Here is a 25,504-nt window from a genome sequence, read left to right as displayed (position 1 = left end):
CGTATCTTTTAAGTACGGATTGATCCATGTCCCCTCGCGAGATCCGCATCGCCACCCGTAAAAGCGCCTTGGCTCTCTGGCAGGCCGAGTACGTCAAAACCCGCCTGGAAGCGGCCCACCCTGGCCTGATCGTATCGCTGGTGCCGATGGTCAGTCGCGGCGACAAGCTACTCGATTCGCCACTGTCGAAGATTGGCGGCAAGGGCCTGTTCGTCAAGGAGCTGGAAACCGCCCTGCTGGACAACGAAGCCGACATCGCCGTGCATTCGATGAAAGATGTGCCCATGGACTTCCCCGAAGGCCTGGGCCTTTTTTGCATCTGCGAGCGGGAAGATCCGCGCGATGCGTTTGTCTCCAACACCTTTTCCAGTCTTGAAGCGCTGCCCCCGGGGAGCGTGGTAGGCACTTCCAGCCTGCGTCGTCAGGCGCAGTTGCTGGCGCGGCGTCCGGACCTGCAGATCCGCTTCTTGCGCGGTAACGTCAACACGCGTCTGGCCAAGCTTGATGCCGGCGAGTACGACGCGATCATCCTCGCCGCCGCCGGCCTGATCCGGCTCGGGTTTGAAGATCGCATCACCTCGGCCATCAGCGTCGATGACAGCCTGCCGGCCGGTGGGCAGGGCGCGGTGGGCATCGAATGCCGTAGCGCCGACAGTGAAATCCATGCGCTGCTGGCGCCGCTGCACCACGACGATACCGCCACGCGAATTTTTGCCGAACGCGCCCTGAACAAACACTTGAACGGCGGATGCCAGGTACCGATTGCCTGCTACGCGGTGCTCGAAGGCGAGCAAGTCTGGTTGCGTGGCCTGGTAGGCGATCCCAGCGGCGGACAACTGCTCAGCGCCCAGGCCCGGGCACCGCGCCGCGATGCCGAGGCGCTGGGCGTGCGGGTGGCCGAAGACCTGCTGAGCCAGGGCGCCAATGAGATCCTCAGGAAAGTCTACGGCGAGGCTGGTCACGCGTGACGGGCTGGCGGCTGCTGCTGACCCGGCCGGCGGACGAATCGGCGGCCCTGGCGGCTGTGCTGGCGGATGCGAGAATCTACAGCAGCAGCCTGCCGCTGCTGGACATCGAGCCGGTCCCCGTAACCGAATCCGGGCAGGCGGTCCTCCGTGGTTTGAATCAATATTGCGCCGTGATCGTGGTCAGCAAGCCCGCCGCGCGCTTGTGTGTGGCGCTGCTGCGCCAATATTGGCCGCAACCGCCGGACTTGCCGTGGTTCAGCGTGGGTGCCGCAACCGGGCAGATTCTTGCCGATGCCGGCCTCAGCGTGTTTTATCCCGATATCGGCGACGACAGCGAAGCCTTGCTTGAGCTTGAGGCGTTGCGCCGGGCTATCGATCGGCCCGATCCTCGTGTGTTGATCGTCCGTGGTGAGGGTGGGCGTGGTTTGCTGGCAGAGCGTTTGCGCGAGCAAGCTGTTAGTGTCGACTATCTTGAGCTGTACCGGCGCGGCCTGCCGCAATACGCCAAGGGCGAGCTGCCAGCCAAGGTCGAAGCGGAACGCTTGAACGCGCTGGTGGTCAGCAGTGGGCAGAGCTTCGAGCATCTGCACCGGCTGGCCGGTGATGCGTGGCCCGCCCTGGCGCGGCTGCCGTTGTTCGTTCCAAGCCCCAGGGTCGCCGATATGGCGCGTGCTGCCGGGGCCCGGACAGTTATTGATTGTCGTGGCGCCAGCGCCGCGGCTTTGCTGGCGGCATTACGGGAACAATCCGTGCCGTTTTCCAATGCAAAGGATGGATACGTGAGCGAAACAGCCTTGCCAAAAGATCAAGACCAGCCAGCGCCCGATGCGCCGCTTGAGACGGCGCCACCGAAAGCACCGCGTCGCGGCAACGGGCTGGCGATTGTCGCGTTGTTGTTGGGGGCTGCCGGCGTCGCCGTGGGTGGCTGGGGTGTATGGCAAGTGCGTCATTTGCAAGCCAATACCCAGCAGCAATCCGCGCAGGTCCAGTCGCTCAGTGACCAGGCCCAGAGCCTCAAGCTCAACGAGCAACGCCTGAGCGCACGCCTGGAGCAACTGCCTCCAGCTGAAGAGCTGGAGGAGCGCCGCCGTCAGGTTGCCCAGTTGCAAGGCGACCAGCAACGTCTCAACCAGCGCCTGGAAACCGTGCTGGGTGCCAGCCGCAAGGATTGGCGTCTGGCCGAAGCCGAGCATTTGTTGCGCCTGGCCAGCCTGCGTCTTTCCGCCCTGCAGGACATCAGCAGTGCCCAGGCGCTGGTGCAGGGCGCCGATGAAATCCTGCGCGAGCAGAACGACCCCGGCTCGTTCGCTGCCCGTGAGCAATTGGCCAAGACCCTCGCTGCGCTGCGCAGCACCGAACAGCCGGATCGCACCGGGCTATTCCTGCAACTGGGTGCCTTGCGTGACCAGGTGCTGCAGCTGAGCGAGCTCGCACCCGAATACAAGGACCGTGGCGAGTCGCTGCTGGGCCTGACGAGCGACGGTGACGGTGCCAGTCGTTGGGCGCATTGGTGGGACCAGATCTCGCGCTATATCCGCATCGATTTCAATGCCGATGAAAACGTCCGTCCACTCCTGGCCGGGCAGAGCCTGGTCCAGGTCCGCCTGGCCTTGAGCCTGGCACTGGAGCAGGCGCAATGGGCCGCGCTCAATGGCCAGGCGGCGGTGTACACCCAGGCGCTGGCCGAGGCGCGTGACGTGCTCAAGAGCAATTTCAACCAGGACAACCCGCAAAGCAGGATCATGCTCGAGCGGGTTGGCGAGTTGAGCAAGTTGCCGGTGACGGTGGTCACGCCGGACCTGACCGGCACGCTGAGCGCCGTCCAGGCCTACCTCGAACGACGCAACATGAGTGCTGAAGACTCGGTCAAGCCGCTGCCCAAGGCGGACGGGCAGGAGACCGCGCCATGAAACGTCTCTACGTGATTCTGTTCGTGGTCATCGCTGCCGCAGCCTTGCTGGGCGTGGCGATTTCCGAGCATTCGGGTTACGTGCTGGTGGTGTACAAGAGCTTCCGCTACGAAGCCGGCCTGTGGGTCACCCTCGCACTGATCGCAGTGATCTGGTTGTTGTGGCGCGCAGTGTTTGCTCTGGTCGGGCTGGTGACCACGTCCACCGGCGTGGTCAACCCGTGGTCGCGACGCAACCGCAGTCGTCGCGTGCAGGTTGCCATCGAACATGGCCAGTTGGACTTGGCCGAAGGCCGTTGGGCCAGCGCCCAGCGGCATCTTCACCGCGCCGCCGAAGCCGAGCGTCAGCCATTGCTGTATTACCTTGGCGCCGCCCGCGCGGCCAATGAGCAGGGCCTCTACGAGCAAAGCGACAGTCTGCTTGAGCGTGCCTTGGAGCGGCAGCCCCAGGCCGAATTGGCCATCGCGTTGACTCACGCCCAGTTGCAGACGGACCGGGGCGACACCGACGGTGCGTTAAGCACGCTGCAAGCCATGCATGAGCGCCATCCCCACAATGCCCAGACCCTGCGTCAGTTGCAGCGCTTGCACCAGCAGCGCGGCGACTGGTCGGCGGTGATCCGGCTATTGCCGGAGTTGCGCAAGGACAAGGTCCTGCCGCCCGCCGAACTGGCTGAGCTGGAACGTCGGGCCTGGGGCGAAAACCTCACCTTGGCCGCCCATCGCGAAGCCGACGGAAGCGTCGGCCTTCAATCGCTCGATCGTGCCTGGCAACAGCTGACCTCCGCCCAGCGCCAGGAACCGGCACTGGTACTCGCCTATGCCGAGCAACTGCGCCAGCTGGGTGCCCAGGCGGAAGCCGAGGAGGTGCTGCGGGCTGCGCTCAAGCGTCACTACGACAGTCACCTGGCGCGCTTGTACGGATTGGTTCGCGGCGCTGATCCGATCCGCCAGTTGCAAGCGGCCGAGGGCTGGCTCAAGGAACATCCGAATGATCCGAGTTTGCTTCTGACGTTGGGGCGCTTGTGCTTGCAGAACAGCTTGTGGGGCAAGGCGCGGGATTACCTGGAAAGCAGTTTGCGTATCCAGCGCAACCCTGAAGCGTGTGCCGAACTGGCCCGCTTGCTGGCGCAACTGGGCGATGCGGAGCGCAGCAACCAGTTGTTCCAGGAGGGCTTGGGGCTGCTGGACGAGCGCTTGCTGGCGGCACCCCTGCCGGTTCCGACCAGTTGAGTGGCAATCATCGCGGCGAGGGAGCTTGCTTCCTTGTCGCAGGTGCACGCCGTCGAGGGTAAATCCGATCCGTTTTTCGGCCCCAGAAACTCCCTTCAGTAAATTCCTACAGCTTGCTGCGCCAAGTCGCGTTGTGCTTGTCGGGTATTCCCTACATCTTTGACGAAGTCTCCGCAACGCCCCGTCTTGAAAGGTCCTCGGGCTTTCCTCTACCGTAACCGCTTGTCTTTTCTGTTACGGAACCGCCATGTCGTTGTCCAGCTCTCGCTCTCTGTTTTTCATGGCTTCCATCGCTGCAGCCCTGGTTCTGGGTATCACTTTTTACCTGGAATATGCGGTCGGTCTGAGCCCGTGCAGCCTGTGCATCTTGCAGCGGTTATGCCTGATATTGTTCCTGATGACTTGCCTGGTTGCCTGCGTGCATGGCCCGGGTCTCAAGGGGAGCGTTCTATATGCGGCACTTGCAGTGGCCTTCGTATCGGGAGGGCTGGCGCTGGCGTGGCATCATGTCCTGGCGCAAAACGATTCGATCGAGCTTCTGCCAGACTGCCTCGCCAGGCTCAAGGGCGCCCATCAGTGGTGGCATGCCATGCATCGCGCATTTGACGGAGCGATCGACTGCATGAGCGTCTCCTGGACGCTGTTTCGTCTGAGCATCCCTGAATGGAGCCTGCTGTTTTTTATCGCGCTCTTCATGTCGATGATATATCTGCTGCTGCGCCTGGCCTGGAATGCCCTGGTGCCACCGCCCGGCGACGAGACGTCGCAGTTGGTCCGAAGGCTGGATCAAACACTTGTATGAACTTTATAGCCTGCGTACCTTGAAGCAGTTGTCGTGCGGGCATAATCTGGCCGGCACGTATCATTGGAATCATGCCACTCGATCTAGTTGTGTCTGGCTCGTTCCTGGTCATCCAGGTGTGCTCCAGAGTGCGAAGGGCGTGACTCAGAAGGGAAGAAATCACCATGCTCGAAAGTTGTCAGAATGCTCAGGAACGCTGGGGTGGGGTGCATCTGCTGATCGACCGCTGGTTGCAGGAGCGTCATGAACTGGTTCGAGCCTATGATGCTCTTGGCGACAAGCCTGAAGCACTGAGTGAAAGTCGCAAGCCTTTGCAGGAATTTTGCGGTGTGCTGGTGGACTATGTGTCGGCCGGTCATTTCGAGATCTACGAGCAACTGACGGGCGAGGCCAAGGCCTTCAATGACAAGCGCGGCCTGGAACTGGCCGATACGATTTATCCGCGCATCGATGTCATCACCGAGAAGCTGTTGGCCTTCAATGACCTCTGTGATGAAGGTAAATGCGTCGCGGAAAAATTCAAGGAACTGGGCGGTTTGTTGCATGAGCGTTTCGAGCTGGAGGATTGCCTGATCGAGGTGCTGCACAACGCCCACAAGGAAGAGGCTACCGCCCAGGCTTGAGGGCCTGGTGGTAACAGAAAACGGTGCGCTTTGCGCGCCGTTTTTCGTTTAATGGCTTCAGGTCGTTGCGCCCAGCAATTCAATTTCGAACACCAGCGGCGTGAAGGGCGGAATCACGTCCCCGGCACCTTCGGCGCCATAGGCCAGGGCCGAAGGAATCACCAACCGCCACTTCGCGCCCACCGGCATCTGCGGCAGTGCGCTGCGCCACCCATCAATCACGCTGTCCAGATTGAACCACTGCGCCTGATGGTTGGAATCGAATACGGTGCCGTCCGGCAATTGACCGACATACCGCACCTGGACCTTGCCGTGGGCGCCGGCCTTCGCGCCGCTGCCTGGCTTGAGTTCGGTCAGCAGGATGCCGTCCGACAATTGCTGGACGCCCGGTCGGCCTTTTTCCTCATCGAGAAATTTCCGCTCGCTCTTCAGCGCCATTTGCGTTTGCGGCGTGGACGACTGCGCCAGGAGTTGCGCCTGATGTTCGGCCAGGATCCGTTCGATGCGGTCATCTGCCAGGGCCAACGGTTTACCCAGATAGGCCTGCTGCAGGCCTTCCACCAGCGCCTGGATCTGCAGGTCTGGCACGTCCTGACGCAGGCGCTCGCCCAGGCTGGCACCGAGGCTGTAGGCCAGGTCGCGACCGTCGTCGGCGGCGGATTTTTCAGCGGCCTGAGCCAGGGAGCAAACCATGCAAAGAAACAAAAAAAGGTGACGCGACATGTGTACGTTCTCCGCCCTCGATTCGAGGGATTATGCCAGTGTCGATAACGCTCAACGCGATTTGTCCTGGCAGTGCTGCAGACTATTTTTTGCCCCGTGCAACGCAACGCCTTGTGTAGTGTCAACATGCCCTAGCGGCGGTTGCAGCAGAGGTCTAGTATGAGCCGCACTCACGTCAGTCAGGAGGTAAACCATGTCGGCCACCAAGAAGCCTGTAAACACTCCGTTGCACTTGCTCCAACAACTGTCGGGCAGCTTGCTCGAACATCTGGAAAATGCCTGCTCCCAAGCTCTGGCTGATGCTGAAAAACTGCTCGCCAAGCTGGAAAAACAACGCGGCAAGGCGCAGGAAAAACTGCACAAGTCGCGAACCAAACTGCAAGACGCGGCTACCGCCGGCAAGGCCAAGGCACAAACCAAGGCCAAGGCTGCCGTGAAGGAGCTCGAAGACCTGCTCGATGCCTTGAAGGATCGTCAATCCGAAACCCGTGCCTACATCCTGCAACTCAAGCGTGATGCCCAGGAAAGCCTGAAGCTGGCCCAGGGTGTCGGTCGCGTTCAGGAAGCCGTTGGCAAGGCGCTGAGCCTTCGCGCGGCCAAGCCTGCCGCTGTATCGGCCAAGAAGCCGGCGGCTAAACCTGTCGCGGCAATAACTGCGGCCAAGGCGCCCGGCAAGCCAGCCGCCAAAGTTGCCAGCAAGCCGGCTGCCAAACCTGCCGTGAAAGCAGTCGCTGCCAGCGCTGCGAAACCTGCGGCGAAAAAACCAGCCGTGAAAGCAGCTGCCAAGCCTGCCGTTAAAGCTCCTGCTGCCAAGCCTGTTGCCGCCAAACCAGCCGCAAAAGTTGCCGCCAAGCCTGCCGCTAAAACCGCTGCTGCCAAACCCGCTGCGACGAAGGCCGCCGCTGCCAAGCCTGCTGCGAAAGCGGCCGCCAAACCTACTGCCGCGAAGCCGGCCGCCAAGGCTAAACCTGCTGCCGCCAAGTCTGCCGCCAAGCCTGCTGTCAAGTCGGCTGCCAAGCCGGTTGCTGCTGCCAAGGCGCCTGTCAAAGCACCTGTGAAGGCCGTGGCAAAACCCGCAGCAGCCAAACCAGCCGCCAAGCCGGCAACGGCCAAGCCGGCCGCTGCAAAACCTGCAGCCAAGCCCGCTGCAAAGCCTGCCGTGAAAAAGCCTGCTGCTGCAAAACCGGCAACGGCTCCGGTTGCCAAACCTGCCGCGCCAGCACCAGCACCCGCAGTGACGCCCGCGCCAACGGCCAGCACGCCGGCACCGGCGGTGAACCCAAGCGTAACCACCGCACCGAGCACCACTCCACCCCGCGCTTCCTAAGGGGTGACTGCCGCGACGCGCAGCCGATGCAGCGCGTCGCGGTTGGTTTGGCCGGCATTCGCCACCAGCCTCTGCAGCCACTGCGCTGTCGCTTCATCCTGGCCCTTGGGCCAGTTCCCTGCCGTGGTTTCCAGCCGCTCCAACAATTGTCGTTCGGCTTCCAGCTCCAGTTTCTTGATCTGTTCGCGCAGGCCACCCAGCCCGGCGTCATGAAGGGCAAGGTCTTTCCATTGTGTGCGCAACGCCCGTAATGGCTGGATGACGGCTGCGTCCCAAGGTCCGGCGACATGCCGAAGCTGCTGCAACCTCTGCTCATCACAAGTCACGCCGCGTTGTTCCAACCACAGCCCACAGAGCACCAGGCAGACGTTCGCGCCTTCAGCCTGCAACGCCAGGCACGCCGCTTCCACGCCAGGCCTGGCATAAAGGTTGATCGAAAAGCTCCACAGATCAGAGGACATCGTGCTACTCGCGCCAGTTGCGAACGAAGCTGGTAGACTCCGCCGCCATTATGATTCGACTTCAGAACCTGACTTTACAGCGTGGCCCGCAACGTCTGCTAGAAGACGCCGAGCTGACCCTGCACGCCGGCCACAAAGCCGGCCTCATCGGTGCCAACGGCGCCGGCAAATCGAGCCTGTTCGCTTTGCTGCGCGGCGAGTTGCACCCCGACTCCGGCGATTGCTTCCTGCCGGCGGACTGGCGCATCGCCCACATGCGTCAGGAGGTCGATACGCTCGAACGCCTGGCCGTGGATTATGTGCTCGATGGCGACTTGCGTCTGCGTGAGGTGCAACGCGATCTCGCCGCGGCCGAAGCCGCCCATGACGGTGCCGCACAGGCGCGCCTGCACTCGGAGCTCGACAGTGCCGACGGCTACACCGCGGACGCCCGGGCGCGAAAATTGTTGGCCGGCCTGGGCTTTACCAACGAACAGATGGACCGTCAGGTCGGCGACTTCTCCGGTGGCTGGCGGATGCGCCTGAACCTGGCGCAAGCCCTGATGTGTCCCTCGGATCTGCTGCTGCTCGACGAGCCGACCAACCACCTGGATCTGGATGCGATCATCTGGCTCGAAGACTGGCTCAAGAGTTACCCCGGTACACTGCTGCTGATTTCCCACGACCGCGACTTCCTCGACGCCGTGGTGGATCACGTGGCCCATGTCGACCAGCGCAAGCTCACCTTGTACCGCGGTGGCTACAGTGCCTTCGAGCGTGCCCGTGCCGAACGTCTGGCCCAGCAACAGCAGGCCTACGAGAAGCAACAGGCGCAACGTGCGCACATGGAAAGCTATATCGCCCGCTTCAAGGCCCAGGCGACCAAGGCCCGCCAGGCCCAAAGCAGGATCAAGGCGCTGGAACGGATGGAAGAACTGTCGGCGGCCCACGTCGATTCGCCGTTCGATTTTGTCTTCCGCGAGTCGAGCAAGATCTCCAGCCCGTTGATCGACCTGTCCGACGCGCGCCTGGGCTATGGCGACAAGACCGTGCTGGAGAAGGTCAAGCTGCAACTGACCCCAGGCGCGCGCATCGGTCTGCTGGGACCCAACGGTGCCGGTAAGTCGACCCTGATCAAGAACCTCTCTGGCGAGCTCCAGCCCTTGGCCGGACGCCTGACGCGCGGCGAAAACACCGTGGTCGGCTACTTCGCCCAGCATCAGTTGGACTCGCTCGATGCCAAGGCCAGCCCGCTGTTGCACCTGCAACGCCTGGCGCCGACCGAGCGTGAACAGACCCTGCGCGATTTCCTCGGAGGTTTCGATTTTCGCGGCGCGCGTATCGACGAGCCGGTGCTGAATTTCTCCGGTGGCGAGAAGGCGCGCCTGGCGCTGGCGCTGATCGCCTGGGACCGGCCGAACCTGTTGCTGCTCGACGAACCGACCAACCACCTGGACCTGGAAATGCGCCTGGCCCTGACCATGGCCTTGCAGGAGTTCAGTGGCGCGGTGCTGGTGGTCTCCCACGACCGGCATTTGCTCAAGAGCACCACGGACAACTTCTTCCTGGTGGCCGACGGCAAAGTCGAAGAGTTTGACGGCGATCTCGAAGATTACGCGCGCTGGCTGGTGGAATATCGCCAGCGCAACGCACCGGTCAGCAGCACTCCGGTGAACCCGGACAAAACCGACAAGAAGGCTCAGCGCCAGGCCGCGGCAGCATTGCGTCAGCAGTTGGCGCCGCACAAGCGCGAGGCCGACAAGCTCGAAGCCGAGTTGGGCAAGCTGCATGAAAAGCTGCAGAAAATCGAAACCAGCCTTGGCGACAGCGGTCTCTACGAGGCAGCGCGCAAGGACGAGCTGCGTGATCTGCTGGCTGAACAGGCCAGGCTGAAAGTTCGAGAAGCGGAACTTGAGGAGGCGTGGATGCAAGCCCTGGAGTTGCTGGAAAACCTGCAAGCGGAGCTGGAGGCGTTGTCCTGATGGAAGCGTTGTCCTTGCCTATACCCGTCATGTGGATCGAGCCGATCTGGCTCGGTGTGCAAATCCTGCTGATTCTGTTGGTCGGTTATGTTGCCCAGCGTGTCGTCGCGCGCTTCCTCACGGGGCTCGGCGAGCGCTATCCATTGCCGTCCCAGTTGGTGATCATCCTGCGCGGTGTGCTGCGCTGGTTGATCATGGGCAGCGCGGTACTGGTGGCGCTGGAGCGCCTCGGTGTCTCGGCCACGGTGCTGTGGACCGCGTTGTCGGGGTTCGTTGCCGTGGCAGCGGTGGCGTTCTTCGCGATCTGGAGCGTGTTGTCGAACCTGCTCTGCGCGATCCTGATCTATACCGTCGGCCCGTTCCGCCTCGGCGATGTAGTCGAGCTGGTGGAAGCCACCGATAAGCCCGGCATCAAGGGGCGGGTGGTGGCAATCAACTTGCTTTACACCACCTTGATCGAACCCGAGGAGCTCGGTACCGGCAGCTCCATGGTGCAGGTGCCCAACAGCCTGTTCTTCCAGCGTTCGGTCCGGCGCTGGCGCGGCAGCGAAGCATTTCCGGTCGGCGGTTTCGTCGAATAGTCCGATCCCTGGGTGGGTTCTGAAAAAAACGGTGGTTATCCGCACGGCGGCGCATTAGCTTATTCGTTTCGACGGAACTGAGCCGAGGTGTGCGATGTTGCTGGAAACGTGGCTGGCGTTCTTCGCCGCCTGCTGGGTCATCAGCCTTTCGCCGGGCGCCGGTGCCATTGCATCGATGTCCAGCGGTCTGCAATACGGTTTCTGGCGGGGCTACTGGAACGCCCTGGGCCTGCAATTGGGCCTGGCGTTGCAGATCGTGATTGTCGCCGCCGGTGTCGGCGCGATTCTCACCGCGTCAGCTACCGCCTTCTACGCAATCAAGTGGTTCGGCGTGGCGTACCTGGTCTATCTGGGCGTCAAGCAATGGCGGGCCATTCCCGCAGACCTTAGTGACGACGCGGCGGTGCGCCCCATCGGCAAGCCCCTGGCGTTGGTGTTCCGCGGTTTCCTGGTGAACATCAGCAACCCCAAGGCGCTGGTATTCATGCTCGCGGTGCTGCCGCAGTTCATCGATCCGCATGCCCCGTTGGTCAAGCAATACCTGATTCTGGGCGTGACCATGATCTGCGTCGACCTCATTGTCATGGCCGGGTACACCGGGCTGGCATCCAAGGTCTTGCGCCTGTTGCGTACCCCGAAACAGCAACGGCGGATGAACCGGACCTTCGCCGGGCTGTTCATCGGCGCGGCAGGTCTGCTGGCGACGATTCGCAAGGCTGCGGTGTAGTTACCGTGGCGAAGGCAAGCTTTCGTGGCGAGGGAGCTTGCTCCCGCTGGGCTGCGTAGCAGCCCCAAAAGAGGCGGTCGCTACGCAACCGAGCGGGACCCCCCCCCCCCCCCACGAAGAACACTTACCTGGCAATGCGCTTCAGCGCAGGATCACCGGCGCGGTATCCCTCGGCAGGTTATTACGCTGTACCGGCTCGCCAGGCTGCTCATGGCTCGGGCCACCGAGCTGCTCGCTCAACTGCCGCGCCACGTCTTCACCCAACGCCTTGGACACTTCGCGTACGACCCGTGGGCGATTGAGGCTGATACGCACGTCCCGGTGGTTCAACAGCTTGGTGTCCTGGCCTTCGCCCATGGCAGTGAAGGCCGAGGTGATCTCATAGGTCTTGGTGTTGATCAGGCTGAAATCCGCCACCAGCGACAATGCGAGCACCGCCGAGTAGCTGTCGGCAGTGCCCAGCTCGTTGATGTCCCGAGTGAAATCGATGTCCGATACGGTGCCGAACAGCACATAGTCGGCGCCCTTGAAATGCCCGGCCTTGATTCGCTTGATCACGTCATACACATCGCCCGTGGACGATGCGGTGTGCGGCGTGCCCTGGACCAGCTGGAACATCCCGCTGCGCAGGATTTCGCCCTTGATGTCGCCGGTGAACTTGCGCAGTTCACCCTGCTCGATGTAGCTACTGGTCGCTTCCATCTCGTCGTAGCTCGACGACGCGCTGGCGCTGTACGGGTTCGCCTGGAAGTTGCTCTGTGCCGAAACGGTGTGGATGTATTCCTCCACGCGTTGCTGGTACGCCAGGTCAGTCACTGCAACTCTTGGGGCCGCCTGCGCACTGAATGCGCAGGCCAGGGCCATGATGCCGATCCATGTACGCATGGCTTAACGCTCCGTGGTCTTGCGGATTTCTTTCTCGTCCATCCATTCAGCCAGGCCGCTCTCAACATCGATCAGTTGCAGGCTGAATTTGTAGAAGACGTCCTTGTAGTCTTCGCTGCGCTTGACGATCGAGCTGATGGAACCCTCGATGCGGTACTTGGCGGCGATCATGTTGCCGGTCTTGGCCACTGTGCTTTTTTTGTACAAGCCGCTCTGGTTCTGCAGCTTGAGCTGGTCGACCTGGCTGTCCATGGCATTGTTGTCACTGGCAAAGCGTGCCGCGCCGGTTTTCATCAGCTGGGTCTTGATGCTGGTAGTGATCTCGCGAGTATCGATGTACTCGCTGGTCTTGTTTTTCACGTCGTAGACCTGCACCACCGGACGGCCCTGCAGGATGCCGGACTGGGCGAGGGAGCGGGTCATGGATTCGGCGATCATCTGCAAGTCGGTAGAGCCGAATTCGTTGGTGACGGTTTCCACGGCCTTGGTGTCGCCATAGCTGATGTTCTTGTTGCCCAGGGTCGGCGAATTGTTGGCGCAGCCGCTGACCAGCAGGGCGGCGAGGGCGAGGGAGGAGATGCGTAGGAACATATGGTGCTCTCTAAAAAAATAAATGAATTAGTCGGCCGTGCCGACAATCCCCGTGGCGACCGGAACAGGGCTCAAGGGGTATTGATTTCCAAACGGAAATCCACGGCCTTGGGCGTCGGTGCGATGGCCGGCAGGAAACGGGTCTGTTCGCCATACAGCGTCAGGGTTTTCCAGCTTTCCTCTTCGGCGATCGGGAAGCCTTCCGGCCCCAGCCAGGCAAAGCGGTAATACATCGTCTTGTTGTTGAAGCTGGTATTGCTCAACTGCACGTTGACGGTCATGTAGCCGTTTTCCCGGGCGACACGCATGGCGCCGACCACGATGTTTTTGGTCTTGCCCATCGCCACGACCTTGCTGGCGGCAGTGCCCGGCTCCGGTGGCGGTGGGGTGGCGCAACCGGCCAGCAAGGCCAGGACGCCGACGGCGATCAGTTTTAAACGCATGTGAACAAGACTCCGTTCTTAAGGTTGCTTGAGGGCAATGGCGGTCGGGTTGGCGCTCGGGATCACCTGCGCCGCCAGGCCGCCAGCGAAGACCTGGCTGCCCACCGCCCGCAGGCTGATGACTTGGTAACGTTGATCAACCTTGACCTTGACCACCGAGCCACCTACCGCGCTTGGCAGCGTGACCTGGTGTTCGCCCTTCTTCAGGCGCAGGCGCACCACTTGGGTGTAGTCCGGCAACGTGCGCCAGGTGCGGGTGTCCGCGCCTTCGAGCACGGCCGAGGTGATGCCCACGGCGAGGCCGGCCAGCGGGTTGGTTTCGTTGATCTGTTTCTGTGCGACGCCACGGGTGATGGCGCGCACGGTCGTGCGCAGGATGATGCCCGGCATGTCGTCGCGCAGCGCCCGGCGCGACATGGCGGTGGTGCTGTTGAGCTGGGTCAGGTCCAGTTGGCGACCGTCAACGCCGATCTGGGCGAACGTCGCAGTGGAGGTGTCCGGCTTGATCAGCGGAAAGGACAACGGCGTGATGACCACGTTGCCGCTGATCGGCAAGGGCAGCGGGATTCGCATCGAGTCACGGGATGGCGCCAGGCCGCTCTGCACCACGATCAGGACTTCACTGTCGTCGTCCTTGGCGGCAGGCTTGTCGAGGTTCAGCAGCGCCTGTTCCAGCAGCGGGGTGTTGGGGCGCAGTTCGGCGGCCTTGCGATAACCCGGCGCGGCCAGATCTTTCTCGCCCAGTGCTTCGTAGACGAAACCTGCCAGGTAATGGCTGAACGCGCTCTGGTAACTGTTTTTCAGGCTGACCACTTCAGGGGCGTCAAGGCTGGCGACCGGATAACCCTGAAGATCCTTGTATTCGGTCTTGACCCCTTGTTTCTCGGCATCTTCCTCGCGCTTGAGGTATTCCTTGTCGCGCAAGTCGGCGATCACGGCTTCGCGCTCGTGGGTCTTCTTGATCTGCATCCGTGCGCCGTCGAAGTCGTTCACCGCCAGCAGGTTCAACGCCATTTGAGTGGTGAGCATGACCTTTTCATAGTCATAACCCTCATAGCGCCGGACTTTGTCATTGACCAGGAAACTGCCGAACTGCGCGACGTACTTGGCGGTATCGAGCTTGACGGCGTCTTCCCACTGCCCGACTTGCTGGTCGGCGCTGCTCCAGGCGGTCTGGCTGCCGGACAGGTCGCCCTTGGCGCGCAGCAGCTCACCCTTTTCGAAGAAATAGAGCAGGTCTTTGTCTTTGCTGGTGTTGTTTTTTTCCAGCAGGGTCAATGCCGCGTCGACGTTGCCCGAGGCCAGTTGCTGATTGGTCTGGGCCAGTTCGCTGTCGTAGTTGCGAAACGCCGAGCAGCCGGACAGCAAGGTGATCGCGCCGAGGGCGACCGAGAAAAGAGCACGGGATGCCATGAACACTTCTTCCCTGAGTATCAGCCGGGGTGTGCGGGTCGGGCTGGGGCGATCCACGGACAGGCGCTTTTGCGCCGTCGGTTCCTCAAGTCCAGAGGAGCTTTTATGCCTTCTTCTAATAAGAAGGCGGCGCATTATAAGCAGTGGATTGGCTGGTGTAGTGGCTTTTTAGTTTCTAAATGATGTTTTTGTGATGTCATCTTCAAAGCATGAAGATCCGATGAAAATGCTCGGCCGGAACACATCGGTGCTTGAGCCAAGCGCATTGGAAGTGAACAATGTGTTACTTCTTATTTCCAACCGAGAGTCATTCATGACTGCCCCGTTTCGTTTTCTGGCCTGGATTGCGCTGCCGATGCTTGCGCTGTGCAGTGCCGATCTGCTGGCTGACACTGTTGAAGGCGCGCCACAGGCGCTGCATCTGCTGGATTACATCGGGGCGGATTATCCGGCGACCGTCGACGCGGGAAAGGTCATCGACGATGCCGAATACCGCGAGCAACTCGAATTCACTCAAGTGCTGGAAGGGCTGGTCGCCGCGCTACCGGGCAAGCCGGAAAAAGCTGAGCTGACGCAAGGCATCGGTACGTTGCGCAGTGCGATCAGCCAGCGCCAGGACGGCGCTGACGTGGCCCGTCTGGCGCGGCAGCTGGGTGCCAGGCTGGCCGTAGCCTATGAGGTCAGCCAGGCGCCAGTGATCACCCCGGACCCGACGCGCGGGGCGCCGTTGTATGCCCAGAACTGCTCGGTGTGCCATGGTGACAGCGGTGCCGGCGACGGTCCGGCGGGTGTCGGCCTGGAGCCGCCGCCCTCGAACCTGCGCGACGGGCTGCGCCTGGATCGCCTGAGCCTCTACGCGATCTACAACACCTTGGGCATGGGCGTCGAAGGCACCGATATGCCGGCCTTCGCCGATCAGCTCGACGACCGTCAACGCTGGGACCTGGCGACCTACATCGCCAGCTTCAGCGCCGACCCGGCTGCGGCCAAGGGCGAGCAGACCTTCAACCTCGCCGACCTGGCCCGCCAGACGCCTGCCGAAGTCCTCGCCGCCCAGGGGCCCGCGGCAGCGGCGACGTTCCGCGCACAGCGCGCCCAGCCACCGCAGGTGCAGCGCGGCCCGGCGCAGTTGCTCGACTACACCGCCGCTACCCTGGACAAGAGCATCGCGGCGTATCGCACCGGTGATCACGACCAGGCTTACGATTTGTCGGTAGCGGCGTATCTGGAAGGCTTCGAGCTGGTGGAAAGCTCACTCGACAACGTCGACGCCAACGTGCGTAAAGATACCGAGAGGGCCTTGATGGCCTACCGTCAGTCCTTGCAGGACGGTTTGCCGGTCGAGCAGGCCGAGCAACGCCTGGACGCGGCCAAGGCCAAATTGAAGGAGTCCGCCGGCCTGCTCGGTGGCGATGGCTTGAGCTGGTCGCTGAGCTACATTTCGGGCTTGCTGATCCTGCTGCGCGAAGGCCTGGAAGCGATCCTGGTCCTGGCGGCGATCCTGGCTTTCTTGCGCAACACCGGGCAGCAGTCGGCGGTGCGCAGCGTCAACGTTGGCTGGGGCCTGGCGCTGCTGGCCGGCCTGGCGACCTGGGCGCTCGCCGCGTACGTGATCGATGTCAGTGGCGCGCAGCGTGAATTGCTCGAAGGCGCGACGGCATTGTTCGCCAGCGTGATGGTGCTGTGGCTGGGTGTATGGATGCACGACCGCCGCCACGCGGCGGCCTGGCAGGATTACATCAAGAGCAGCCTGGTCGGCGGCGGAGGTCGTTTCGGTTTCGCGATCCTGGCATTTTTCTCGGTCTATCGAGAGCTGTTCGAGGTGATCCTGTTCTACGAAACCCTGTGGCTGCAAGCCGGCCCAGCCGGGCATGACGCGGTGTTGGCCGGCGGCGCGACGGCGCTGGTGCTGCTGGTGGGACTGGCCTGGGTGATTTTGCGCGGCTCGGCGAAACTGCCGCTGGCGCTGTTTTTCGGCATCAACGCCGGGTTGCTGTGTGCGTTGTCGGTGGTGTTTGCCGGCCATGGCGTGAAGGCTTTGCAGGAAGCCGGAATCTTCGGCACGCGGCCGGTGGCGTTCTTCGAGTTCGACTGGCTGGGCATCCATGCCGATGCTTATTCCCTGGCGGCCCAGGCGGTGGCGATCATCGCGATCGTTGTGCTGTACGGGCGCAGCTGGGTGGCGGAGAAGCGCCGGATGCAGGTTTCCTGACGTCATTTCGCGAGCAGGCTCGCTCCCACAGGAGGTAGGCTATTCCATTGTGGGAGCGAGCCTGCTCGCGAAGCTTTTTGAAGAGGAAGACCCCGATGCGTGTATGGATCGATGCCGACGCCTGCCCCAAGGCCGCGAAGGAACTGGTGGTCAAGTTCGCCTTGAAGCGCCAGTTCGAAGTGGTGCTGGTGGCCGGGCAGCCGCAGATCAAGCCGGGCCTGGCCCTGGTGAAGCTGATCGTGGTGCCCAGCGGGCCTGATGCGGCAGATGATTATCTGGTGGAGCATGCCGTCCCGGGCGAGCTGGTGATCTGCAGCGACGTACCGCTGGCCGACCGCCTGGTGAAGAAAGGCGTCGCCGCCCTTGACCCGCGGGGCAAGGAGTTCGACGCGCAGAACATGGGCGATCGACTGGCGGTGCGCAACCTGTTCACCGACTTGCGGGAACAGGGCCACGTGGGCGGTGGCCCGGCGGCGTACAGCGAGCGGGACAAGCAGGGATTTGCCAATGCGTTGGATCGGATATTGACGCGGTTGTCCCGCTTGTCTTGAACCTTGCCTGAATCCCTGTGGGAGGGGGGGGGGGCGATAGCGGTGTGTCAGTCAGCACTTTTGCGACTGAGTTGACGCCATCGCGAGCAAGCTCGCTCCCACAGTTGATTGTGTGTGGTCACTCATCATTCTCGTGCGTCAGCTCCAGCACCCGATCCACCAGCTTGTTGATCCCCGAAGCCGCTTCGCTGATGTTCTGCGCGAGCATGTAGGCGGGGGTGCTGACCAGCTTGCGCGCGGTGTCTTCAACGATATCGGTGACCAGGCACTCTTCGTGAGTCCCGCCCATCTTGGTCACGGCAGCGGCGGTGTCAGCGTCCATGCCGATGGTGCAGGTCACCCCCGGGCCGTAGATTTTCGCCGCCAGGGCCGGTGAGATGCAGATCAGCCCAACCGGCTTGCCGGCCTCGGCGAAGGCTTCGGTCAACGCCAGGACTTGCGGCTGGACGCTGCAACCGGCGCCTTCGACGGCAAAGTTGGAGAGGTTTTTCGCCGAGCCGAAGCCGCCGGGCACGATCAGCGCATCAAAGTCCTCGGCCCTGGCTTCGCGCAGGTCTTTCACATCGCCTCGGGCAATGCGCGCCGATTCCACCAAGACGTTGCGGCTCTCGGGCATTTCCTCGCCGGTCAGGTGATTGATGACATGCAATTGGGCGATGTTGGGGGCGAAACACTGGACCTGCGCGCCGCGCTGGTCGAGACGCAGCAACGTGATCACGCTTTCGTGGATCTCTGCGCCGTCGTACACGCCACAGCCGGAAAGGATCACTGCAACTTTTTTGCTCATGGGCTTTTCTCCAGATTCATGGCGTTAAATGTCTACTAATTTGTCACTCGTTGCCATAGGGGGATCCGGCAGCTACACCTAATCTGCCAACACCTTCCTGCCTTGCATGCCCGGGTCGCGTCATGAATTTCATCCTGTATGCCGTGCCGTTTTTCTTCGTGTTGATTGCGGTCGAGCTGCTGGCCGATCGCTGGCGTGGCGTGAGCCACTACCGGGTGGCGGACGCGATCAACAGCCTGAGCACCGGTGTGCTGTCGACCACGACGGGGTTGTTGACCAAGGGCGTGGGCCTGGTGACCTATGCCTTTGCCCTGGAGCATCTGGCGGTCTTTCAATGGCCGGCCGACCAGGCCTGGACCTGGGTATCGGCCTTTGTGCTCTATGACTTCTGCTACTACTGGCTGCACCGCTTGGGCCACGAGCGCAACATCCTCTGGGCCGCCCATTCGGTGCACCACCAGAGCGAGGACTACAACCTCTCCACGGCGTTGCGCCAGACCAGCAGCGGTTTCCTGCTGAGCTGGATCTTCTACCTGCCGCTGGCGGTGCTGGGCGTGCCGCTGCTGGTGTTCGTCAGTGTCGCGGCGTTGAACCTGCTGTATCAGTTCTGGGTGCATACCCAGCACATCCCCAAGCTCGCCTGGCTGGAGTGGTGCTTCGTCACGCCATCCAATCATCGTGCCCACCATGCACAGAACCCTCTCTACATGGATCGCAACTACGGCGGCGTGTTCATTATTTGGGACCGTCTGTTTGGCACCTTCCAGGAAGAGGACGACAACGAGCCGGTCATTTTCGGCGTGACCACGCCACTGGCGAGCTGGAATCCGTTGTGGGCCAATCTGCAGTTCTATGCGCAACTGTGGGCCGACGCCCGGCGCGCCGAGCGCTGGTGGGACAAACTGCGGATCTGGTTCATGCCCACCGGTTGGCGGCCAGCCGATGTGGCCGCCAGGTACCCGCTGAACAAGCCGGACCTGAGCCGGTTCCGCAAATTCGAAGTGCCCCTGGCCGGACGCCAGCAGGGGTACGTGGCGCTGCAGTTTTGTGTCTACATCGCCCTGGGCAGTTATTTGATGAACCTGGAAAGCAGTCTGCCGGCCACTGCCCTGGTGTTGGGGTGGGGAACGGTGGCGTTGGGTCTGTTCGTGTTGGGCGCGGCCCTGGAGAATCGCCCGTGGGCGCTGAAGCTTGAGCTTTTGCGCTTGGCTGCCAATCTGCCGCTGGTGTGGCTGGCGCCGCTGGCCGGGTTATGGCCGGCCAGCCCGGTGGCCTGGGTTGGCTTGCTCAGCTACAGCCTGATCAGTGGCCTCGGCTTGTACTATTGCCGCAACCGTCTTACTCGCCTGGCGTCGTAGTCTCGGCGGACTTGGCTTGTTCGAGACGTTCTGCCGCAAGGACTTGTCTGGCCAGCCGTGCGTTCTTGATGCGTCGACGCAGCCATAGGCCCAAGCCCAGCACCAGCAGGGCGCCAAGTACCCACAGTTCGTATTTCTTGATGCTGCCAAGCATGCCTTCGAGCACCGCGCCAAAGTGGTACGCGGCAGCCGCCAGGGCCGTGGCCCATATCGCCGCGCCGATACCGTTGAGCAGCAGATAGCGGCCCGGTGGATAGCCAGAGAGGCCGATGGCCACCGGCATCACCGTGCGCAAACCGTAGACGAAGCGAAAGCTCAGTACCCAGATATCCGGATGGCGGCGGATGTGCTCCAGCGCGCGATCTCCCATCAACTGCCAGCGCGGCTTGCGCGCCAGGAGCTTGCGCCCGTGTTTGCGGCCCAGGAAGTACCACAGCTGATCGCCCGCGTAGCTGCCGCAAAATGCCACGACCACCACCAGGTTGATGTCCATGTAGCCACGGAACGCCAGGAAGCCTGCGAGCACGAGGATGGTTTCGCCTTCGAAGAACGTGCCGATAAACAGGGCCAAGTAGCCGAAGTCATGCAGAAATTGTTGGAGCATTGTCTGGGTGCTGGCGAAATGAACGCGCAGCCTAACCCTTCAGACACATTCAGGAAAGTATCGAAATGTGTCTCGACGTGAACATTTCCTACAGAAGACAATCACTGCGACTAGCGGTCGCGCTTCAGCACAACTGTCATAGGTTCGTCATAATGAGCGCTTATAACTGTCACGCTCGCCCGTCTGCGGGCTCAGGAGTCTGCCGTGAGCTTTACCCCCGCCAATCGTCTGTTCCCCGCCACCCGTCTGCGCCGCAACCGCCGTGATGAGTTCTCCCGTCGGCTGGTGCGGGAAAATGTACTGACCACCAATGACCTGATCCTGCCGGTGTTCGTGCTGGACGGGGAGAACCGTCGTGAAGCGGTGGCGTCGATGCCTGGCGTGGAGCGCCTGACCGTCGACTTGCTGCTCGAAGCGGCGGCCGAGTGGGTGGAACTGGGTATCCCGGCGCTGGCGCTGTTCCCGGTCACCCCGCCAGCGCTCAAATCGCTGGACGCCGCCGAAGCCTGGAACCCCGAGGGTATTGCCCAGCGCGCGACCCGTGCCCTGCGCGCGCGCTTCCCGGAGCTCGGTGTGATTACCGATGTGGCGCTGGACCCGTTCACCACCCACGGTCAGGACGGCATTCTCGACGAAGAAGGCTACGTGCAGAACGACATCACCGTCGATGCACTGGTCAGGCAAGCGTTGTCCCACGCCGAAGCGGGGGCCCAGGTCGTGGCGCCATCCGACATGATGGACGGTCGCATCCAGGCGATCCGCGAAGCCCTGGAAGTGGCCGGCCATGTCAACGTGCGCATCATGGCCTACTCGGCCAAGTACGCCAGCGCCTACTACGGTCCGTTCCGCGACGCGGTCGGCTCGGCCCTGAACCTGGGCAAGGCCAACAAGGCCTCCTATCAGATGGACCCGGCCAACAGCCATGAAGCCTTGCACGAAGTGGCTGCCGACTTGTCAGAAGGCGCAGACATGGTCATGGTCAAGCCGGGGATGCCTTATCTCGACATTCTTTGCCGGGTAAAGGAAGAATTCAAAGTACCGACCTTTGTTTATCAGGTCAGCGGTGAGTATGCGATGCACATGGCCGCGATCCAGAACGGCTGGTTGAGCGAAGGGGTGATTCTCGAGTCCCTGACCGCTTTCAAACGTGCGGGTGCTGATGGCATCCTGACTTACTTTGCCGTGCGCGCCGCCCAATTGTTACGAGAGCAGAAATAGCCTCCCAGGAACTTGCGATGAATACCGAAGGACTCACAGAAGTTGCCGTAAAAGACGCTCAGCCCGTGGTCGAGCAAGCCGCCGAAACGCCGCCGGAGCTGGAGTCGGCTCCAGCGGCGGTGCCCGAGCCGGCCCCGGCTCCGGCGATCGCGATCACCAACCTGGATGACAGCAGCCTGTACATCCATCGCGAGCTGTCGCAACTGCAATTCAACATCCGCGTGCTGGAGCAGGCACTGGATGAGTCCTATCCACTGTTGGAGCGGCTGAAGTTTTTGCTGATCTTTTCCAGCAACCTGGACGAGTTCTTCGAGATTCGCGTCGCCGGCCTGAAGAAGCAGATCACCTTCGCCCGCGAACAGGCCGGTGCCGATGGCTTGCAACCGCACCAGGCCCTGGCGCGCATCAGCGAGCTGGTACACGGCCACGTTGACCGCCAGTACGCGATCCTCAACGACATCCTGCTGCCGGAGCTGGAAAAACATCAGGTCCGCTTCATCCGTCGCCGCTACTGGACGACCAAGCTCAAGACCTGGGTACGCCGTTATTTCCGTGACGAGATCGCCCCGATCATTACCCCGATCGGCCTCGACCCGACGCACCCGTTCCCATTACTGGTGAACAAGAGCCTGAACTTCATCGTCGAGCTGGAAGGCATCGACGCCTTTGGCCGCGATTCCGGCCTGGCGATCATTCCGGCGCCGCGCCTGCTGCCGCGCATCATCCGCGTGCCGGAAGACGTCGGCGGGCCTGGCGACAACTATGTGTTCCTGTCGTCAATGATCCACGCCCATGCCGATGACCTGTTCCAGGGCATGAAGGTGAAGGGCTGCTACCAGTTCCGCCTGACCCGTAACGCCGACCTGTCGGTGGACACCGAGGACGTCGAAGACCTGGCCCGCGCCCTGCGCGGCGAGTTGTTCTCCCGCCGCTACGGCGATGCGGTGCGCCTGGAAGTGGCCGACACCTGCCCGAAACACCTGTCCGACTACCTGCTCAAGCAGTTCAACCTGCACGAGACCGAGCTGTACCAGGTCAATGGCCCGGTGAACCTGACGCGGCTGTTCAGCATCACCGGCCTGGACAGCCATCCCGAGCTGCAATACTCGCCGTTTACCCCGCAGATTCCGAAACTGCTGCAAAACAGCGAGAACATTTTCAGTGTGGTCAGCAAACAGGACATCCTCCTGCTGCACCCCTTCGAGTCGTTCACGCCGGTGGTCGACTTGCTGCGCCAGGCCGCCAAGGATCCCCACGTATTGGCGGTACGCCAGACGTTGTACCGCAGCGGCGCCAACTCGGAGATCGTCGACGCTTTGGTGGACGCGGCGCGAAACGGCAAGGAAGTCACCGCGGTGATCGAATTGCGCGCGCGTTTCGACGAAGAGTCCAACCTGCAACTGGCCAGCCGCCTGCAAGCGGCCGGCGCGGTGGTGATCTACGGCGTGGTTGGCTACAAGACCCACGCCAAGATGATGCTCATCCTGCGGCGCGAGGCTGGCGAGATTGTGCGCTACGCGCACTTGGGCACCGGCAACTATCACGCCGCCAACGCTCGGCTGTATACCGACTACAGCCTGCTGACCTCGGATGATGCGTTGTGCGAAGACGTCGGCAAGCTGTTCAGCCAACTGATCGGCATGGGCAAGACGCTGCGTATGAAAAAACTGCTGCATGCGCCGTTCACCCTGAAAAAGGGCATGCTCGACATGATCGCCCGGGAAACCCAGTTCGCCCTGGACGGCAAGCCGGCGCACATCATCGCCAAATTCAACTCGCTGACTGACCCGAAGATCATTCGCGCGCTGTACAAGGCCAGCCAGTCGGGCGTGCGCATCGACCTGGTGGTGCGCGGCATGTGCTGCCTGCGGCCGGGTATTCCGGGGGTGTCCCACAACATCCATGTGCGCTCGATCATCGGGCGCTTCCTGGAGCACACGCGGGTGTTCTATTTCCTCAATGGCGGCGAGGAGCAGATGTTCCTGTCCAGCGCCGACTGGATGGAACGCAACCTCGACAAGCGCGTCGAGACCTGCTTCCCGGTGGAGGGCAAGAAGCTGATCCTGCGCGTCAAGAAGGAACTGGAAAGCTACCTCACCGACAACACCCACAGCTGGAGCCTGCAGTCGGACGGTCGTTACATCCGCAACACGCCGACCGGCAACCAGAACCCGCGCAGCGCCCAGGCGACCTTGCTGGATCGGCTTAGCAGCCCGGTGTTGGCGGTTCGTTAAACGCTCGATGGGCGGGAGGCAGGCTCAGCTTTTGTGGCGAGGGAGCTTGCTCCCGCTGGGCTGCGCAGCAGCCCTGAAGCCATTCAGCTCGGTGTATCAGGAAAGCTTCCATTTCAGGCAGATCCTGCGACTGCTGCGCAGTCGAGCGGGAGCAAGCTCCCTCGCCACGGGGGAGCGTGCCGTGGTGCCGATCAGTGAATGTTCAGCACAATCCCAACCCGGGTCAGCCATTCCGCTTCCTGAGCGAAGTCGGCCTGGGTCAGTTGGTTTTCTTCCAGCCAGCCGTCCGGGAATATCACATCCAGTTGATCACCATTGGCATGCAGGGTTACCTGGGGCATTTCCTGGGTGCCGCGGATGTGGTGGAAGAGGATTGCGAAGCGCAACAGCACGCACAAGCGGATCAGCTTGATGCCGTCATCGCCGAACTCGGCGAATTTATCCTTGGGAATATTGCGCCGGTGGCCGCGCACCAATAGCGCAAGCATCTGCTGGTCTTCGCGGGAGAAACCCGCCAGGTCCGAGTGCTCGATCAGGTAAGCGCCGTGCTTGTGGTAATGGTAGTGGGCGATGTCCAGGCCGACTTCGTGCACCTTGGCGGCCCAGCCCAGCAGTTCGCGCCAGACACCGTCGTTCAGGTCCCAGTCGTCGGCCACCTGGTCGAAGGCGTGCAGGGCCTTGCGCTCGACCCGCGCCGCCTGCTCCTGGTCGACGTGGTAACGCTCCATGAGCGAGCCGAGGGTGCGTTCGCGGACGTCTTCGTGATGATGGCGCCCCAGCAAGTCGTAGAGCACGCCCTCACGCAGGGCACCTTCGCAGTGATCCATACGTTGCAGCTCGAGGGCGTCGAAAATCGCCTCGAGAATCGCCAGGCCCGCCGGGAAAATCGCCCGGCGATCAGGCTTGATACCTTCGAAGTCGATCTTGTCCGATTCGCCCAGCTTGAACACCTTGCGCTTGAGCCAGGCCAGGCCTTCGGCATTGACCTCGCCACTGCCATGGCCGCCAGCCTTGAGCGCCAGGCCGATGGCGCGGATGGTGCCCGAGGAGCCGATGGCTTCATCCCAGGTCAGGCGGTGCAGCGCGTGCTCGATGCTCATGATTTCCAGGCGCGCCGCCGTGTAGGCCTGGGCGTAGCGGGCCGGGGTGATCTTGCCGTCGCGGAAGTAGCGCTGAGTGAAGCTGACGCAACCCATTTGCAGGCTTTCGCGCAACAGTGGTTCGAAGCGCTGGCCGATGATGAACTCGGTACTGCCGCCGCCGATGTCCGCCACCAGGCGCTTGCCCGGGGTGTCGGCCAAGGTATGGGAAACACCCAGGTAGATCAGGCGGGCCTCTTCACGGCCGGAGATGACTTCCACCGGATGACCGAGGATCTCTTCGGCGCGCCGGATGAATTCGCCGCGGTTGCGCGCCTCGCGCAGGGCATTGGTGCCGACGATGCGCACCGCGCCCAGGGGCATGCCGTTGATCAGTTGGGCGAACCGTTTGAGGCAGTCGAGGCCGCGCTGGATGGATTCTTCGCTCAGTTGACGTTCTTCGTCGATACCGGCGGCCAGCTGGACCTTCTCGCCGAGTCGCTCAAGAATGCGGATTTCCCCGTTCTGGGCCTTGGCGACGACCATGTGAAAGCTGTTGGAGCCCAGGTCTATGGCAGCGATCAGGGACAGATTCTTGGCTTGGGATAGCGGCATGGTCAAAAAGTCTCGGTCGGTAACCTTGCCATCCTGCCACGATCGACCGCTTACGCCAACGCGCCTGATCCAAACCCTTGACCCAGAGCAGCTTGGCTTGGCTTCTGTGGCGAGGGAGCTTGCTCCCGCTGGGCTGCGCAGCAGCCCCAAATGAATCAATCCGATACATCAGGAATAAACGGCTGGCAGGGCCTGCGAC

23 protein-coding genes and 1 pseudogene are annotated in these 25,504 nt (G+C 62.2%); 15 read left to right on the top strand and 9 right to left on the bottom strand.

From position 1 onward, the window contains the following. Positions 1-26 precede the first annotated feature (26 nt). The 6 genes and pseudogenes from hemC (at position 27) to rsd (ending at position 5,535) form a co-directional block, all read left to right on the top strand. A complete protein-coding gene (gene hemC, locus ACE04F_RS06370) occupies positions 27-968 on the top strand; it encodes a hydroxymethylbilane synthase (RefSeq protein ID WP_486105473.1) in 942 nt (313 codons plus the stop codon). Continuing rightward, a pseudogene (locus ACE04F_RS06365) lies at positions 965-1,711 on the top strand (uroporphyrinogen-III synthase); the annotation flags it as partial. The gene hemC and the pseudogene ACE04F_RS06365, both read left to right, overlap by 4 nt. A 36-nt stretch (positions 1,712-1,747) precedes the next feature. Continuing rightward, entirely contained in the window at positions 1,748-2,878 is a 1,131-nt protein-coding gene (locus tag ACE04F_RS06360; RefSeq protein WP_486105481.1) for a uroporphyrinogen-III C-methyltransferase, read from the top strand. Beyond that, positions 2,875-4,110, top strand: a complete 1,236-nt coding sequence (locus tag ACE04F_RS06355) for a heme biosynthesis HemY N-terminal domain-containing protein (protein WP_486105472.1) — start codon at positions 2,875-2,877, stop codon at positions 4,108-4,110. Before ACE04F_RS06360 ends, ACE04F_RS06355 begins: the two co-directional genes overlap by 4 nt. Before the next feature lie 247 nt (positions 4,111-4,357). Further along, a complete protein-coding gene (locus ACE04F_RS06350; RefSeq protein ID WP_486105471.1) occupies positions 4,358-4,912 on the top strand; it encodes a disulfide bond formation protein B in 555 nt (184 codons plus the stop codon). Between the two features lie 164 nt (positions 4,913-5,076). Beyond that, a complete protein-coding gene (gene rsd / locus ACE04F_RS06345) occupies positions 5,077-5,535 on the top strand; it encodes a sigma D regulator (RefSeq protein ID WP_305497980.1) in 459 nt (152 codons plus the stop codon). A 57-nt stretch (positions 5,536-5,592) separates the two neighbouring features. Here rsd and ACE04F_RS06340 read toward each other — a convergent pair whose 3' ends face one another. Further along, positions 5,593-6,258 carry an FKBP-type peptidyl-prolyl cis-trans isomerase gene (locus ACE04F_RS06340; RefSeq protein WP_486105470.1) on the bottom strand — a complete coding sequence of 222 codons (666 nt, stop codon included), beginning with the start codon at positions 6,256-6,258 and terminating at the stop codon, positions 5,593-5,595. Positions 6,259-6,451: 193 nt separating this feature from the next. On the opposite strand from ACE04F_RS06340, the gene ACE04F_RS06335 reads away from it, so the two are divergent. Next, on the top strand, positions 6,452-7,585 hold the full coding sequence (locus tag ACE04F_RS06335) for an AlgP family protein (protein ID WP_486105469.1): 1,134 nt from the start codon (positions 6,452-6,454) through the stop codon (positions 7,583-7,585). On the opposite strand, the gene ACE04F_RS06330 is transcribed toward ACE04F_RS06335, so the two are convergent. Further along, complete coding sequence (locus tag ACE04F_RS06330) at positions 7,582-8,046, bottom strand: TIGR02444 family protein (RefSeq protein ID WP_486105468.1); 465 nt, start codon at positions 8,044-8,046, stop codon at positions 7,582-7,584. The two genes, ACE04F_RS06335 and ACE04F_RS06330, sit on opposite strands and share 4 nt — an antisense overlap. A gap of 50 nt (positions 8,047-8,096) precedes the next feature. Between ACE04F_RS06330 and ACE04F_RS06325 the strand changes: the two genes are divergently transcribed. The 3 genes from ACE04F_RS06325 (at position 8,097) to rhtB (ending at position 11,315) form a co-directional block, all read left to right on the top strand. Beyond that, positions 8,097-10,007 (top strand): ATP-binding cassette domain-containing protein, encoded by a 1,911-nt coding sequence (locus ACE04F_RS06325; RefSeq protein ID WP_486105467.1) that lies wholly within the window; start codon positions 8,097-8,099, stop codon positions 10,005-10,007. Continuing rightward, complete coding sequence (locus ACE04F_RS06320) at positions 10,007-10,588, top strand: mechanosensitive ion channel domain-containing protein (RefSeq protein ID WP_434654799.1); 582 nt, start codon at positions 10,007-10,009, stop codon at positions 10,586-10,588. Before ACE04F_RS06325 ends, ACE04F_RS06320 begins: the two co-directional genes overlap by 1 nt. Before the next feature lie 94 nt (positions 10,589-10,682). Continuing rightward, positions 10,683-11,315, top strand: a complete 633-nt coding sequence (gene rhtB / locus ACE04F_RS06315) for a homoserine/homoserine lactone efflux protein (protein WP_486105466.1) — start codon at positions 10,683-10,685, stop codon at positions 11,313-11,315. 141 nt (positions 11,316-11,456) lie between these two features. Here rhtB and ACE04F_RS06310 read toward each other — a convergent pair whose 3' ends face one another. The 4 genes from ACE04F_RS06310 to ACE04F_RS06295 all read right to left on the bottom strand — a co-directional run bounded on the left by ACE04F_RS06310 (position 11,457) and on the right by ACE04F_RS06295 (position 14,647). Next, a complete protein-coding gene (locus ACE04F_RS06310; RefSeq protein ID WP_486105465.1) occupies positions 11,457-12,200 on the bottom strand; it encodes a penicillin-binding protein activator LpoB in 744 nt (247 codons plus the stop codon). Between the two features lie 3 nt (positions 12,201-12,203). Beyond that, positions 12,204-12,791 carry a penicillin-binding protein activator LpoB gene (lpoB, locus tag ACE04F_RS06305; protein ID WP_486105464.1) on the bottom strand — a complete coding sequence of 196 codons (588 nt, stop codon included), beginning with the start codon at positions 12,789-12,791 and terminating at the stop codon, positions 12,204-12,206. A gap of 71 nt (positions 12,792-12,862) precedes the next feature. Beyond that, positions 12,863-13,234, bottom strand: a complete 372-nt coding sequence (locus tag ACE04F_RS06300; protein WP_486105463.1) for a YcfL family putative periplasmic lipoprotein — start codon at positions 13,232-13,234, stop codon at positions 12,863-12,865. An 18-nt stretch (positions 13,235-13,252) separates the two neighbouring features. Next, complete coding sequence (locus ACE04F_RS06295; protein ID WP_486105462.1) at positions 13,253-14,647, bottom strand: COG3014 family protein; 1,395 nt, start codon at positions 14,645-14,647, stop codon at positions 13,253-13,255. 313 nt (positions 14,648-14,960) lie between these two features. On the opposite strand from ACE04F_RS06295, the gene ACE04F_RS06290 reads away from it, so the two are divergent. Continuing rightward, a complete protein-coding gene (locus ACE04F_RS06290) occupies positions 14,961-16,859 on the top strand; it encodes an FTR1 family protein (protein WP_486105461.1) in 1,899 nt (632 codons plus the stop codon). A gap of 95 nt (positions 16,860-16,954) precedes the next feature. Further along, on the top strand, positions 16,955-17,410 hold the full coding sequence (locus ACE04F_RS06285; RefSeq protein ID WP_486105460.1) for a YaiI/YqxD family protein: 456 nt from the start codon (positions 16,955-16,957) through the stop codon (positions 17,408-17,410). Positions 17,411-17,528: 118 nt separating this feature from the next. Here the strand turns inward: ACE04F_RS06285 and elbB are convergent, their stop codons facing one another. Further along, positions 17,529-18,197: an isoprenoid biosynthesis glyoxalase ElbB gene (elbB, locus tag ACE04F_RS06280; RefSeq protein WP_486105459.1), complete on the bottom strand. Its 669-nt coding sequence runs from the start codon at positions 18,195-18,197 to the stop codon at positions 17,529-17,531. Positions 18,198-18,319: 122 nt separating this feature from the next. Here elbB and ACE04F_RS06275 point away from each other — a divergent pair, with 122 nt between their 5' ends. Next, positions 18,320-19,555, top strand: a complete 1,236-nt coding sequence (locus ACE04F_RS06275) for a sterol desaturase family protein (protein ID WP_486105458.1) — start codon at positions 18,320-18,322, stop codon at positions 19,553-19,555. Here the strand turns inward: ACE04F_RS06275 and ACE04F_RS06270 are convergent. Next, positions 19,536-20,159, bottom strand: coding sequence for a DedA family protein (locus tag ACE04F_RS06270; protein ID WP_305498000.1), 624 nt, complete (start codon positions 20,157-20,159; stop codon positions 19,536-19,538). The two genes, ACE04F_RS06275 and ACE04F_RS06270, sit on opposite strands and share 20 nt — an antisense overlap. A 204-nt stretch (positions 20,160-20,363) precedes the next feature. Here ACE04F_RS06270 and hemB point away from each other — a divergent pair, with 204 nt between their 5' ends. Further along, positions 20,364-21,377, top strand: coding sequence for a porphobilinogen synthase (gene hemB, locus ACE04F_RS06265; protein ID WP_486105457.1), 1,014 nt, complete (start codon positions 20,364-20,366; stop codon positions 21,375-21,377). A gap of 17 nt (positions 21,378-21,394) precedes the next feature. After that, positions 21,395-23,611 (top strand): polyphosphate kinase 1, encoded by a 2,217-nt coding sequence (gene ppk1, locus ACE04F_RS06260; RefSeq protein WP_434602202.1) that lies wholly within the window; start codon positions 21,395-21,397, stop codon positions 23,609-23,611. Positions 23,612-23,802: 191 nt separating this feature from the next. On the opposite strand, the gene ppx is transcribed toward ppk1, so the two are convergent. Continuing rightward, a complete protein-coding gene (gene ppx, locus ACE04F_RS06255; protein WP_434627199.1) occupies positions 23,803-25,305 on the bottom strand; it encodes an exopolyphosphatase in 1,503 nt (500 codons plus the stop codon). Positions 25,306-25,504: the final 199 nt, after the last annotated feature.

It is taken from the genome of Pseudomonas sp. AGC41, assembly GCF_057334555.1.
This window is presented reverse-complemented; position numbering and strand designations above follow the sequence as displayed.

Bases quoted from the DNA above. Each gene is read 5' to 3' on its own strand.
- hemC (WP_486105473.1), top strand. From the start codon at position 27: ATGTCCCCTCGCGAGATCCGCATCGCCACCCGTAAAAGCGCCTTGGCT.
- ACE04F_RS06355 (WP_486105472.1), top strand. From the start codon at position 2,875: ATGAAACGTCTCTACGTGATTCTGTTCGTGGTCATCGCTGCCGCAGCC.
- ACE04F_RS06350 (WP_486105471.1), top strand. From the start codon at position 4,358: ATGTCGTTGTCCAGCTCTCGCTCTCTGTTTTTCATGGCTTCCATCGCT.
- rsd (WP_305497980.1), top strand. From the start codon at position 5,077: ATGCTCGAAAGTTGTCAGAATGCTCAGGAACGCTGGGGTGGGGTGCAT.
- ACE04F_RS06340 (WP_486105470.1), bottom strand. From the start codon at position 6,258: ATGTCGCGTCACCTTTTTTTGTTTCTTTGCATGGTTTGCTCCCTGGCT.
- ACE04F_RS06335 (WP_486105469.1), top strand. From the start codon at position 6,452: ATGTCGGCCACCAAGAAGCCTGTAAACACTCCGTTGCACTTGCTCCAA.
- ACE04F_RS06330 (WP_486105468.1), bottom strand. From the start codon at position 8,046: ATGTCCTCTGATCTGTGGAGCTTTTCGATCAACCTTTATGCCAGGCCT.
- ACE04F_RS06325 (WP_486105467.1), top strand. From the start codon at position 8,097: ATGATTCGACTTCAGAACCTGACTTTACAGCGTGGCCCGCAACGTCTG.
- ACE04F_RS06320 (WP_434654799.1), top strand. From the start codon at position 10,007: ATGGAAGCGTTGTCCTTGCCTATACCCGTCATGTGGATCGAGCCGATC.
- rhtB (WP_486105466.1), top strand. From the start codon at position 10,683: ATGTTGCTGGAAACGTGGCTGGCGTTCTTCGCCGCCTGCTGGGTCATC.
- ACE04F_RS06310 (WP_486105465.1), bottom strand. From the start codon at position 12,200: ATGCGTACATGGATCGGCATCATGGCCCTGGCCTGCGCATTCAGTGCG.
- lpoB (WP_486105464.1), bottom strand. From the start codon at position 12,791: ATGTTCCTACGCATCTCCTCCCTCGCCCTCGCCGCCCTGCTGGTCAGC.
- ACE04F_RS06300 (WP_486105463.1), bottom strand. From the start codon at position 13,234: ATGCGTTTAAAACTGATCGCCGTCGGCGTCCTGGCCTTGCTGGCCGGT.
- ACE04F_RS06295 (WP_486105462.1), bottom strand. From the start codon at position 14,647: ATGGCATCCCGTGCTCTTTTCTCGGTCGCCCTCGGCGCGATCACCTTG.
- ACE04F_RS06290 (WP_486105461.1), top strand. From the start codon at position 14,961: ATGACTGCCCCGTTTCGTTTTCTGGCCTGGATTGCGCTGCCGATGCTT.
- ACE04F_RS06285 (WP_486105460.1), top strand. From the start codon at position 16,955: ATGCGTGTATGGATCGATGCCGACGCCTGCCCCAAGGCCGCGAAGGAA.
- elbB (WP_486105459.1), bottom strand. From the start codon at position 18,197: ATGAGCAAAAAAGTTGCAGTGATCCTTTCCGGCTGTGGCGTGTACGAC.
- ACE04F_RS06275 (WP_486105458.1), top strand. From the start codon at position 18,320: ATGAATTTCATCCTGTATGCCGTGCCGTTTTTCTTCGTGTTGATTGCG.
- ACE04F_RS06270 (WP_305498000.1), bottom strand. From the start codon at position 20,159: ATGCTCCAACAATTTCTGCATGACTTCGGCTACTTGGCCCTGTTTATC.
- ppk1 (WP_434602202.1), top strand. From the start codon at position 21,395: ATGAATACCGAAGGACTCACAGAAGTTGCCGTAAAAGACGCTCAGCCC.
- ppx (WP_434627199.1), bottom strand. From the start codon at position 25,305: ATGCCGCTATCCCAAGCCAAGAATCTGTCCCTGATCGCTGCCATAGAC.